The following is a 12,064-nucleotide window of genomic DNA, read 5'->3' on the forward strand; positions in this document are numbered from 1 at the left end:
CGTTGAGCACACCGCAGAAGTCCCGCTTTCCCAGCTTCGCCGGCCTGACACTGGCCGCCACCGGTGTCTCACATTTTGTGAAGCCGGAGTTGTTCGAGTCGATCACCGCGCAGGCCTTCCCGGAGAACACCCGCCAGAACATCTACATCAACGGTGGCATCGAGACCGCGATCGGGTTGGGGCTGCTCAGCGCAAAGACCCGCAAGCTGGCAGCCCTAGGCGGGCTCGGCTACGTCATCTACCTGGGCGTCAACCGCGCCCGTAACGCCCACTGAGAAGAACCGCGCCGCCGGTCAGTTCGGCGCCGTGAAGCCTGTGATCACCCGATCACAGACCCCGTACATCTCCTCGCGTGCCCGCTCGGGATCCTCGGCGCGCGAGACATACAGCGCGGCTTCGTCGAGAGCTCCGAGCAGCACGTGAGCACTGGCGCGCAGCGGCTGGTCCGGTATCGCGCCTTCGGCGACGGCCTGCCCCAGCATCGCCTCGATGACGCCGAGGCCGTATTTCACGCCCATCGCGCGCCACTGTTCCCAACCCAGCACCGTCGGCGCATCCACCAGGACGATCTGCTGCACGGTCGGTGCCGAACAGAGGTCCAGGAACAGCCGGGCCCCGACCCGCATGGCATCGACCGTGCCCTCGGGTCCCGCTTCGGCAATCCGGGCCGCCACCGCCGCCACCAGTTCGGCCTCGACTTCTTCGTACACCGCAACAAACAACCCGGCTTTGTCGTCGAACTGGTGGTAGAGCGCGCCCCGGGTGACACCGGCGGCCTCAACGATCGCCTGCGTGCTGACATCGTTGAAACCGTTGGTGGCAAACAGTTCCCGCGCGGCGGCGAGCAGCGCAGCACGGGTGGCGGCGGTGCGCTCGGCCTGGGTACGACGGGCGGGACCATTGACTTTCATACAGTCAGTACGTAACTTTCATACTCAGAGTTTTTAAGTGTGCATCGAAAGGATAGCCGACATGCCGCACGTCACCCTCCCCCACACGACCATCGACTACCACGAACTCGGCCCGGCCGACTCCCAGCATCCGCCGGTGGTGTTTGTCCACGGCATGCTCGTCGACCACCAACTGTGGTCCGCGGTCGCAGAACGCCTCGCCGACCAGGGCTATCGCTGCATCCTGCCGATCTGGCCGCTGGGCTCACACACCACACCGGTGACCGACCGCAGCAGACAGTCTCCGGCCGGCATGGCCGACACCATCAACGACTTCCTTGTTGCGCTGGACCTCCGCGACGTCACCCTCGTCGGCAACGACACCGGCGGCGGGGTGTGCCAATTTGTCATCGACGCCCACCCTGACCGGATCGGACGGGTGGTCCTGACCAACTGCGATGCCTTCGACAAGTTTCCGCCGTTCCCGTTCAACGCCGTCTTTGCGCTCCTGCGAGGGCCCCTGTCGGTGAAGATCCTGTTCAACGCCATGAGACTGAAAGCGGTGCGGCACTCCCCTACCGGCTTCGGACTCCTGGCCGACGCCGACCCGGCAATGACCGTGGCCTGGATCAAGCCGGCCCGCGACGACAGCCGCATCGCCGCGGATATGGCTGCCATGCTGCGCAATATCGCGCGTGCCGATCTCACCGAGGTGGCGCCGCGACTGCACCGCTTCACCAAACCGGTGACCGTGGTGTGGGGCATGGCGGACCGGTGCTTCACCCCCGCCCTGGGCCGACGGCTGGCGGCGCTGTTCCCGAACGGCCGGTTCATCGAGGTACCGGGCGCCCGGACATTTGTTCCGATCGACAACCCGGCGGCGGTGGCCGACGCGATCATGGCGGTCGGCGCCACCGCCTGATCATCTGGGCATGTTATGAACACGCGGTGAGCGCACCCCTGTCCCGACGCCTCGGGCTCGCCGACGCCGTCACCATCGGCCTCGGATCGATGATCGGCGCAGGGGTCTTCGCGGCGTTCGCGCCGGCGGCTGCGGCCGCCGGATCAGGTCTGCTGATCGGGCTGGCCCTGGCCGCCGCGGTGGCCTATTGCAACGCCGATTCCTCGGCCCGGCTGGCGGCGCGCTACCCCCAGTCCGGCGGCACCTACGTCTACGGGCGCGAACGCCTCGGCCCCTTCTGGGGCTACCTGGCCGGTTGGGCATTCCTGATCGGCAAGACAGCCTCGTGCGCGGCGATGGCCATGACCGTCGGAGCCTACGCCTGGCCGGAGCACGCACACGCCGTCGCGGTCGGTACCGTCGTCGCGCTGACAGTGCTCAATTGTCTTGGAGTGCAACGTTCTGCCCTGCTGACCCGCCTGATCGTGGCGGTGGTGCTGGCCGTCCTGGCCGCCACCGTGGTCGGAATCGCAGTGTCGACACCGCTGAACCACGGACTCTTCGAAAGCGGCTCCGGCACCACGGTGTTCGGCATTGTGCAGGCGGCCGGACTGCTGTTCTTCGCCTTCGCCGGATACGCCCGCATCGCCACCCTCGGCGAGGAAGTGCGCGACCCCGCCCACACCATTCCACGGGCCATCCGACTGGCGCTGGGGATCACGCTGGTGGTGTACACCGCCGTCGCAGTGGCCATGCTGGCCGCATTCGGGGGCAGCGACGGCCTCGCCGCAGCCACCGCCCCGGTCGCCGACGCGGTGAACGCCGTCGGCGTGGGCTTTCTCGAGCCGGCGGTCCGCGTCGGCGCCGCAGTGGCCGCACTCGGTGCGTTGCTCGCGCTGATCCTCGGAGTGTCCCGGACCGCGCTCGCGATGGCCCGCGACGGGCATCTACCCGCGCTGCTGGCTCGCGTGCATCACGGATCGGGGGTACCGCGGCACGCTGAGATCGCAGTCGGCGCAGTGGTGGCCGTCGTCACCGCCACGGTGGATCTGCGCGGTGCCATCGGCTTTTCGTCATTCGGGGTATTGATGTACTACGCGATCGCCAACTGTGCGGCGCTCACCCTCGGGCGCCACCTGATCCCCGGTGCAGGGCTGGCCGGTTGTCTGGTATTGGCGGTCGCGCTGCCGTGGACCTCAGTGGCGACCGGCGCCGCGGTACTGCTGGTCGGTGCGCTGCTCTACGGTGCCCGGGCGCGGCGGACCCACTAGCCCGGATCGCCTGGTCCAGATCGAGCGTCACCCCAGGGCGGGATTTCGGCTCGATTCCCGCCCTGGAGTGACACCCGATCGTGGGGGCTCGGTGTGCACGCCAAACCGCGGTGGTGTGTAGTCAACGCATGATTGTGCTGCCCTGGAAGCCGGTGCCGAACACCACCGATCCCGGTCTCGTCGTGGCTCCCGACGAGCGGCTGAGCTGGCCCCGCACCATCGGCATCGGCGCCCAGCACGTGGTCGCGATGTTCGGTGCCACCTTCCTGGTACCGGTGCTCACCGGATTCCCGCCGGCGACGACCCTGCTGTTCTCCGGGATCGGCACCATCCTGTTCCTGATCATCACCGGCAATCGGCTGCCCAGCTATCTGGGCTCCAGCTTCGCGGTGATCGCGCCGGTCACCGCCGCCACCGCGGCCGCAGGCACCGGCAGCGCACTCGGCGGCCTGATCTCCGTCGGCGTGCTCCTGATCATCATCGGCGCCGTCGTGCACCTGGCCGGCACCCGCTGGATCGACATCACCCTGCCACCGGTGGTGACCGGCGCCATCGTTGCCCTCATCGGTTTCAACCTGGCCCCGGCCGCCAAGAACAACTTCGTCGAGGGGCCGCTGGTCGGGGCCGTCACGCTGGTGCTGCTGGTCGCTGCGCTGGCATTCTTCCGCGGGCTGCTCGGCCGGCTGGCGATCTTCCTGGCCGTCGTCATCGGCTATCTGCTGGCACTGGTGCTCGGCGACGTGGACACCACCGCCATCGCCGCCGCCCCGTGGATCGGCCTGCCCGAGTTCCAGGCGCCCACATTCAGCTGGGCGGTACTGCCGATGTTCCTGCCCGCGGTGATCGCCCTGGTCGCCGAGAACATCGGACACGTCAAGTCCGTCGGCCAGATGACCGGGACCGACGTGGATCCGCTGACCGGCCGGGCACTGGTCGCCGACGGCGTGGCCACCGTGCTGGCCGGTGCCGGAGGCGGATCGGCCACCACCACCTACGCCGAGAACATCGGTGTCATGGCCGCGACCCGGGTCTACTCCACCGCCGCGTATTGGGTCGCCGGCATCGCAGCCATCCTGCTGGCGCTGTGCCCCAAGGTGGGAGCCACCATCTCGGCGATCCCACCCGGGGTGCTGGGCGGCGCGACGATCGTGTTGTACGGCCTGGTGGGCGTGCTCGGCATTCGGATCTGGTTGACCAACCACGTCGATTTCTCATCGCCGGTCAACCAGATGACCGCGGCGATCCCCCTGATCATCGGCATCGCCGACTTCACCTGGCAGATCGGCGATCTCATCTTCACCGGGATCGCACTCGGATCCATCGCCGCCCTGCTGGTCTACCACGGTATGCGCGGGCTGACCGCGCTCCGGGGCCGGCCGGAGCCGGTGGCACCGGCAGAGCCGATCGTCTAGGGCGACATCGCAGCCCGGTGGCGCTTATCCCGCCCCGGCACACCATTGACACCCTCGATCGACACCGCATACACCCCCACCGCAAACGCGACACCAGAACCCATGATGCCCAACGCATCCCGATTCACCGCCGTCACAGTGTCCTTGGCGCTGTGGTAGTTCGGATCGAACGGCGCCCCGGGTTTGCCGCCCCACAGCCGGGCCTGCACCGCGGTCTTCTGCTGCGATGCGCCGGTGGTGAGGCCACCGATCGGCACACCGGCCCGCAGAAACGGGCTGTAATCGGTGTTGGCGGCCAGCGGCATGTCGGCGGGACGCTTGCCTGCCAGATTCAGGTATCCGGCCAGGGTGCGTTCGATACCCGCCGAGCCGATCGGGACGTCTTCGGGATCGATATCGGGGCTGGCGACGCCGGACTGGTCACCGTCATAGGTGAAGAAGCCGGCATTCGGTGAGCCCAGCATGTCGAAGTTCAGATACAAAGCGATGTCGTTGAGTTCGTCACGACTGAGGCCGAACACATAGTCGAGGGATCCGGCCAGCCGCTTCTCCTCGGCACCCCAGAACACGAACCGCACCGCATTGTCCGCCGCAGGTTCCGGCCCCATCTGCAGAGCGGTTTCCAGGACCGCCGCCACCCCAGACCCGTTGTCGTTGATCCCCGGCCCGTCGGGGGTGCTGTCCAGATGAGCGCCCACCATCACCACATCTTTGACGGAGCCGGTCTTGGTCTGTGCCATCACATTCCGGGACGTCACCTTGACCGTCTTGCCATCCAGCACGATGCGGGCCGGACCGGCTGCGCGGCGCAGTGTCGCTCCCCCGTCAGTGCCGACGACCGCGACCGGAATGGTGAGCTGCTCATAATAACCGCGCTCGAAAAGACCGGGCGGACTTCCGTTTCGGCCGCCGGCGCTGACCACCACCAGGGCCGCGGCCCCCTTGGCGATCGCGGCGCGTTGCTTGGCGACAATCGAGCACCCGAGGTCGTCGACAACGGCGATACCCGCCTTGGCCACGGTGGCGGGGTAGTCGGCGGGGACACACCCCGGGCTGCGAGTCGGGGTGATCACCGGACCGGTGAGCCCGCCGGCCGGCGTCTGCGATAGCAGTGAGGCTTGATCCACCTGGTAGGTACGGCCGGCGACGCTGATCGTCGGCTTACCGGGGTTACGGGTTTCGAGCCGTTGGAAGTCCGTGGTCTGCACATCGAATCCCTTGTCCTGCAAGGTCTTCATCACATAGTCGACACTGGCGGTGAAACCGGCGGAGCCGTCGGCACGGTTGCCGCCATTGGCATCGGCGATCTCCTGCAGCCGCTGCAGGTGGACGTCCATCCCGGCGGTGGTGACCTTCTCGGCGAGTTCGTCGGCCAGGCTCAGCACCTCGGAGCCAGGCGCGGGCTCACCAGGATCAGCAGCACAACCCGACAGCAGGCCGACCGCCAGAATCATCGCCGTTGCGCGCCTCACCTGCCCAGGCTAACGCCCGGATGTCACGACGGGGCGATCTCGTGCCGGGTGCGATCATCACGAATCGGCATACCGTTGCGACCGGATTGGTCCTGCGCGTAGAGACCCACCGCGTACCCGACGCCGGCCCCGTGGATGCTCAGCGCGGTCTGGTCGATGTTGTCGATGTTGTCGCCCGGTTTGTGATAGTTCGGGTCGAATTCGGCGCCCGCCTCACCGCCCCACTCCTTCGCCTGCTCTTCGGTCTTCTCCTCCTCGGCACCGGAGAACAGTCCGCCCGACGGAATCCCGGCAAGAGTGAATGCGTCATAGTCGGAGCGCCCGTCGAAGGACGTCGACTCGTCGGTCATTCCGGCCGAATCGAGATACGCCGCCAGCGTGCGTTCGATACCCGCCGAGCCCTCCGGCACCCGCGGTGGCACCTGACCACGATCGACCCGTATCGACTGGTCACCATCGAGAGTGAAATAGCCGGGATTCGGCGAGCCCAGCATGTCGAAGTTCAGGTACATCGAGATGTCCAGCAATTGATCGCGGTCCAGCGACTCGACATAACTGTGTGAACCCATCAGGCCGATCTCCTCGGCACCCCAGAACCCGAACCGCACGGCGTTTTGCACCTTCGGCGAGCTGCCCAGCTGCAGCGCCGTTTCCAGCACCGCGGCCGACCCCGAGCCGTTGTCGTTGATGCCCGGCCCCTCGGGGACGCTGTCGAGGTGGGCGCCGACCATGACGACGTCCTGGGTGGAGCCGGTGGTGGTCTGGGCGATGATGTTGCGACTGACGACGTCGCGTGTTTCGGCCTTGATCGCGACCGTCACCTCACCCGGGCGTTCCCGCAACTGGGCGCCGTCGGCCTTGCTGACGCTGACCACCGGGATCGTGAGCGTGTTTCCCCGCCCGAGGGTTCCGCCCATCTCACGTTCGTCGACGTTGTCGGCGACGACGACGGCGACGGCGCCGCGGTCAGCTGCTATCTGTGCCTTCTCCGTGAACGGGCAGTGTCCGCGGTCGACAAGCACCACGGCACCGGCAACCGGCAGCCCGTCGTAGTCCTGCGGCGTACATCCGGGGGTGTCATCGACCGGGGCGGCCACCAATGTCGCGGTGACGCCGGGGGTGCCGGTGGTGAACTCGAGTGCGCGGGCCTGGAATTCCGATCCGCCCAGGCGCACCGAACCCGGCTCGGTGTCGAACAGCCGCACGGAGAACTCCGGGGTCTGCACGTCGAACCCCTTGGCTCGCAGCGCATCGGCCACATACTCCACGCTGGCGTCATACCCCGGTGTACCGAGCGCCCGATTGCCACCGTTGTCGTCGGCGATCTGCTGAAGTTTGCGCAGGTGCCCCATCAACGCGTCGATGCTGATCTGTTCCTGCAGCGAAGTGGCGAATTCCATTGCCTCCGGCAGCGCGGAATCGGTCTCATGTACTTGTTGCTGCGTCGGGCTGCTGCATCCGACCAACACTGTCACCGCGGTCAACGACGCCGCGGCGGCCAATCTCCTACGCCACATTGGCTACAGGGTAGCGGCGCGTAGCCCGGGCCGGTCGGCCGGATCGGCAACCACCAGTCAGGGATCACGGCGGTCGACGACCACCAACGCTGCGACAAAGACCACCGCCACGACGGCAACAAAGTACAGCAGTGCGCCCAGCGGACCCCAGCGCATCTCGCCCCCGAGCGCCGAACCCGGGTAGAGCCATTCGATTTCGAGAAATGTGTATGCGTTGGCAAAAGGAAGATACGGGCCGATCCGGTCCCCGGTGTCGGGCAGCACGCCGAGCACCGTCTCGATCACCAACGGCCACAACAACAGAACCGCCACTGTTCCGGGCGCGGCCCGGATGAGCGTGCCCACCCCCACCCCGAGCACCGCGGCGATGGCCGCGTACAGCCCGAAGGAGCCCACCGCTGCCCAGGTGGCGGGATCGCCCAGTGACAGCAGTTCGGTAGCCAACGGCGGAGCCAGCGCATCGGCGATCAGCACGGACAGGATGACCAGCACCGCTGCCGCCGTTGCGGCGAAGGCCGCGGTCAGAACGGCTTTGGCGACGAGGACCCGCTTCCGGTCGGGGATCGCCAGAAAGGTGGTGCGGATCATCTCGCTGCGGAACTCGCCGGTGACGGTCATCGAGGCCAGCACCATGAGCACCGGCACCGCAACCACCGCGACCCCGAGCGCGGCGTCCGCCGGCGTCAGAGGACCCGTTCCTCGGCCCGCGGCCTGCAAGGCCGCCAACCCCAGGCTGGCCACCGCCGCCCCGGCCAGCCCCGCCAACGGGGCTCGGGTGCTGAACAGTTTGATCCGCTCGGCAGCCAGTGCCGCCATCACCTCACTCACGACGCCGACCGGTAGTCGGTGACGGGATCGGTGAGTTGCAGATAGGCCTCTTCCAACGAGGCCCGCTGCGAGCTCAGCTCGTAGAGCGTGATGCTGTTGCGGGCGGCCAGCTCGCCGATCACCTCCGGGGAGGCACCACTGAGCGACAAGGCGTTTCCGTCGTCGGTGACGTCGATGCCGGCGTCGGCCAACGCCGCGCGCAGCTGTTCGAGCTGTGGGCTGCGGACCCGGACGACGTCACCACGCGACCGTGCCAGGAAGTCGTCGACCGAGGTGGCGGCAACCAGCCGGCCGCGCCCGATCACCACCAACCGGTCGGCGGTGTTGGCCATCTCGGCCAGCAGGTGACTCGACACGAACACCGTGCGCCCCTCGGCGGCCAGCGCCCGCATCAGGGTGCGCACCCAGCGGATCCCTTCGGGGTCGAGGCCGTTGACCGGCTCGTCGAACATCAGCACGGGCGGATCGCCGAGCAGAGCCGCGGCGATACCGAGTCGCTGACTCATCCCCAGCGACAGGGCCCCCGCCTTCTTTCCGGCGACGTCGTAGAGCCCGACGATTCCGAGCACCTCGTCGACACGTTTGGCGGGAATGCGGTTGGCGGCGGCGATCCAGCACAGATGGGCACGTGCGGATCGGCTGGGGTGCACACACCGGGCATCCAGCAGCGCACCCACAGTGCGCAACGGATCCACCAACTCTCGGTAGCTGCGTCCGGCCACCGTCGCCGAACCCGACGTCGGCCGATCGAGGCCGAGAATCAGCCGCATGGTGGTGGACTTACCCGCCCCGTTGGGGCCGAGGAATCCGGTGACAACCCCGGGCTCGATGGTGCAAGTCAGATCGTCGACGGCGCGGGTCGCCCCGGCGCCGCGTCCGAACACCTTGGTCAGCCCGCTCAGTTCGATAACCGCGCGTTCCGTCACTGCGGCGACCTTACGCGGCTCACCACCATGTCGGCGACCGCCGCCATCCCAGCGGCATTGGGGTGGAAGGGGACGGGACGACGCGGCACCGGAAGCCGGGCACCCACCGTCCACGGCACCGCGGACCAGGCGTGATGTTCACGACTGGCCTCCGCCACGGGCACCACTTCGCAGCCGGTTTCGGCGGCCACCGAGGTGGTGACGGCCTGCAACTGGGAGGCCAGCCGACGACCCAGATCGGCTTCGGCCGGCGTCAGGGGCTCCGCCGGCTGCCCGGCCGGCGGTAGCAGCGTCAGGTATTCGACAAACAGCACGCGGGCCGCAGGAGCCCTGAGCCGTACGGTCCGGCCGACGGCGCGCATCGCCGCTTCGAGCTCGCGAAGCTGGTCGTCGCGGGGGCCGGGGTCGAGCAGTTCCCGGATCCGGGGACCCAGCACCGGGAGCCGTCGCACCGGCCGCGGCAGGCCGGCGGCCATCAACGCCGGGACGTAGCCGATGTCGTTACCGCCGATGGTGATCGTCACCAGGGTTTCGTCTCCGCGCAGCGCCTCGATCTGAGGCCGGGCTCCGTGCTGCGGTTCGTCCAACACGTTGGCCGTCGTGGCACCCGAATACGTCACGTCGATGAGATCGAGACGCAACGCGTGAGCCACCAGATGCGGATAGTTGCGCTCGGACCGTCCGGCCCGGCGCGGAGAACCGGGTACCCGCGGCGCGATGCCCGGTCCCGCCGCCATCGACGAACCCAGCGCAACAAATCGGCCCGGCATCAAGTGATCACGGGGCCAGGGCGCCGGCGGGACTGGAGGCCTGAGCCCAGAAACGTTTCGGGATCCGGCCTGCGTGACGGGCCAGATGACCGGCGGTCACCGCCGCCGCCATCGCCGCCGCCATCGCCGCCGGATCGACGGCCCGGGTCACCGCGGTGGCCAGGAGTACGGCCTCACAACCCAGTTCCATTGCCAGCGCGGCGTCCGAGGCGGTACCGATACCGGCGTCGAGGATCACCGGCACACCTGCCTGGGCCACGATCATCTCGATGTTGTGCGGGTTGGAGATCCCGAGACCTGTCCCGATCGGCGACCCGAGCGGCATCACTGCGACGCATCCGGTGTCCTCCAACCGCCGCGCCAGCACCGGGTCGTCGGTGGTGTAGGGCAGCACGTTGAACCCATCATCGACCAATTGTTCTGCGGCCCGCACCAATTCGATGGCGTCGGGCAGCAGGGTGCGTTCATCGGCGATCACCTCGAGCTTGACCCAGTCGGTGTTCAACGCTTCCCGGGCCAGCTGCGCGGTGAGCACGGCCTCGGCCGCGCCCCGGCAGCCGGCGGTGTTGGGCAGCACCATGATGCCGAGCTTCTCCAGCAGGCCGAGAACGCCGGTGCCCTCGCCCGCGTCCACCCGGCGCAGCGCGACGGTGGTCAGCTCGGTGCCGGAGGCGACCAGCGCCTCCTCGAGCACCGACAGGTTGGCGGCGCCACCGGTGCCGAGGATCAGCCGCGAGCCGAAGCTGCGGCCGGCAATGGTCAGCGGGCTGGTCGCATTCATCTCATCCACCTTGTACCGCCGTCACCACTTCCACCCGCGAACCATCGAGAAGTGGGCTTTCCCAGCGCGATCGGGGCAGGACCGCCCAGTCGACCGCAACGGCAACACCCTTCTCCTCGATACCCCGCTGCGCCAACAGGTCCCGCACCGTCGTCGGTTCGCTGACCTGTACTTCTTCGTCGTTCAGGATGATCTTCATCAGACACTCACCGCCGTCAGCTCAGCCACGATCTTCTCCACCGTCCACGGTGCCAGCAGGAAACCCGACCGCCCGTGCCCCGCCGCCACCAGCGTCCGCTCGTCGAGACGGCCGACCAGCGGCAGGTTGTCCGGCGTCATCGGCCGCAGCCCCGCCGCGCACTCGGCCAACTCGTACTCCCCCAGCGCGGGCACCACCGCGCACGCGTCGTCGAGCAGGTCCCGCACACCGGTGACCGTCGGGCTGGTGTCACGGCCGTGCTCGTACTGGGTGGCCCCGACAACAACACCGTCACCTCGCGGCACCAGGTACACCTGCCGTCCGTGAACCCGGGCCCGGATCACTCGGCCCGGCGCCGGCAGACAGCCGTTGCGCCAGCGCAACCGCAGCACTTCGCCTTTCACCGGGCGAATCGGCAACCCGGGCCACAGCAGCGGCGCGTCGATCCCGTTGGCGATCACCACGGTGTCGGCGTCGGCCGCGTCCTGCAGTGACTGCAGCGGGCCGGCCCACTGCACGCCGAGGCGCTCACAGTGCGCCGCCAAGGCCACAACAACCGCCCGATTGTCGACAGCCAGCTCGGTGGTTGCCCGAAAACCGTGCCGGATACCTTGCGCGAGTAGCGGTTCCACATCACGGGCCGAGGAGGTCGGCTCCACCGGGTGCCCCTGCGCCGCCAGCCACTCCCCCACGGTGCGCAGATCGGCGGCGTCCGCACGGTCGACAGCCACCACCAGCGACTCCCTGGCCGTCACCACCTCCGCCGGCAGCCCGTCCAGGTAGGACCCCGGGCCGTCGGCCCGCCACAACGCCAGCGATTCGAGCCCGATCCGCAGCAGCTCCTCTTCTCCGGGCCACCCCTCGCTGTGCGGGGCGAGCATTCCGCCCGCCACCCAAGAGGCCCCGGGCTGATCGTTTCTGTGCACCCGCACCGACCAGCCGTCCTGGGCTGCCCGGCGGGCGACCGACAGTCCGATGACACCGCCACCGACGACCACCAGCGATCCGCCCTGGACACTGTGCATAATTCACAACTCCCTATCGCCGGCATGACCCGGATCAGGTAAGACGGTAAGGGCCGTTGCTGTCTCTTATAC

The 12,064-nt window shown here is 68.2% G+C and carries 13 protein-coding genes; 4 read left to right on the top strand and 9 right to left on the bottom strand.

Annotation, left to right across the window (positions count from 1 at the left end; translation table 11 throughout):
- Positions 1-2: 2 nt before the first annotated feature.
- Entirely contained in the window at positions 3-275 is a 273-nt protein-coding gene (locus WBB07_RS25270; RefSeq protein WP_526311746.1) for a DoxX-related protein, read from the top strand.
- 18 nt (positions 276-293) lie between these two features.
- On the opposite strand, the gene WBB07_RS25275 is transcribed toward WBB07_RS25270, so the two are convergent.
- The gene (locus tag WBB07_RS25275; RefSeq protein WP_526311748.1) at positions 294-911 is read right to left on the bottom strand and encodes a TetR/AcrR family transcriptional regulator; all 618 of its coding nucleotides are present in this window, start codon (positions 909-911) and stop codon (positions 294-296) included.
- 61 nt (positions 912-972) lie between these two features.
- On the opposite strand from WBB07_RS25275, the gene WBB07_RS25280 reads away from it, so the two are divergent.
- The 3 genes from WBB07_RS25280 (at position 973) to WBB07_RS25290 (ending at position 4,474) form a co-directional block, all read left to right on the top strand.
- A complete protein-coding gene (locus WBB07_RS25280) occupies positions 973-1,812 on the top strand; it encodes an alpha/beta fold hydrolase (RefSeq protein WP_526311750.1) in 840 nt (279 codons plus the stop codon).
- A gap of 89 nt (positions 1,813-1,901) precedes the next feature.
- On the top strand, positions 1,902-3,062 hold the full coding sequence (locus tag WBB07_RS25285; protein WP_526311770.1) for an amino acid permease: 1,161 nt from the start codon (positions 1,902-1,904) through the stop codon (positions 3,060-3,062).
- A 128-nt stretch (positions 3,063-3,190) separates the two neighbouring features.
- Entirely contained in the window at positions 3,191-4,474 is a 1,284-nt protein-coding gene (locus tag WBB07_RS25290) for a uracil-xanthine permease family protein (protein WP_526311752.1), read from the top strand.
- Here the strand turns inward: WBB07_RS25290 and WBB07_RS25295 are convergent.
- Genes WBB07_RS25295 through thiO form a run of 8 tightly spaced genes read right to left on the bottom strand, consistent with a single transcriptional unit; the run spans position 4,471 to position 11,992 of the window.
- Positions 4,471-5,928 carry a M28 family peptidase gene (locus WBB07_RS25295; RefSeq protein ID WP_526311772.1) on the bottom strand — a complete coding sequence of 486 codons (1,458 nt, stop codon included), beginning with the start codon at positions 5,926-5,928 and terminating at the stop codon, positions 4,471-4,473. The two genes, WBB07_RS25290 and WBB07_RS25295, sit on opposite strands and share 4 nt — an antisense overlap.
- Positions 5,929-5,969: 41 nt before the next feature.
- On the bottom strand, positions 5,970-7,463 hold the full coding sequence (locus tag WBB07_RS25300; protein ID WP_526311754.1) for a M28 family metallopeptidase: 1,494 nt from the start codon (positions 7,461-7,463) through the stop codon (positions 5,970-5,972).
- 57 nt (positions 7,464-7,520) lie between these two features.
- Positions 7,521-8,279, bottom strand: coding sequence for an ABC transporter permease (locus tag WBB07_RS25305; RefSeq protein WP_526311774.1), 759 nt, complete (start codon positions 8,277-8,279; stop codon positions 7,521-7,523).
- An 8-nt stretch (positions 8,280-8,287) separates the two neighbouring features.
- The gene (locus WBB07_RS25310) at positions 8,288-9,217 is read right to left on the bottom strand and encodes an ATP-binding cassette domain-containing protein (RefSeq protein ID WP_526311756.1); all 930 of its coding nucleotides are present in this window, start codon (positions 9,215-9,217) and stop codon (positions 8,288-8,290) included.
- Entirely contained in the window at positions 9,214-9,987 is a 774-nt protein-coding gene (locus tag WBB07_RS25315) for an SGNH/GDSL hydrolase family protein (protein ID WP_526311758.1), read from the bottom strand. The genes WBB07_RS25310 and WBB07_RS25315 overlap by 4 nt, the downstream gene beginning before the upstream one ends.
- A gap of 7 nt (positions 9,988-9,994) precedes the next feature.
- Positions 9,995-10,768: a thiazole synthase gene (locus tag WBB07_RS25320; protein WP_526311760.1), complete on the bottom strand. Its 774-nt coding sequence runs from the start codon at positions 10,766-10,768 to the stop codon at positions 9,995-9,997.
- Between the two features lies 1 nt (position 10,769).
- On the bottom strand, positions 10,770-10,967 hold the full coding sequence (thiS, locus tag WBB07_RS25325) for a sulfur carrier protein ThiS (protein WP_526311762.1): 198 nt from the start codon (positions 10,965-10,967) through the stop codon (positions 10,770-10,772).
- On the bottom strand, positions 10,967-11,992 hold the full coding sequence (thiO, locus tag WBB07_RS25330) for a glycine oxidase ThiO (RefSeq protein WP_526311764.1): 1,026 nt from the start codon (positions 11,990-11,992) through the stop codon (positions 10,967-10,969). Before thiO ends, thiS begins: the two co-directional genes overlap by 1 nt.
- Between the last annotated feature and the right edge of the window lie 72 nt (positions 11,993-12,064).

Source organism: Mycobacterium sp. (assembly GCF_049647605.1).
In the GTDB taxonomy this organism is placed as follows: domain Bacteria; phylum Actinomycetota; class Actinomycetes; order Mycobacteriales; family Mycobacteriaceae; genus Mycobacterium.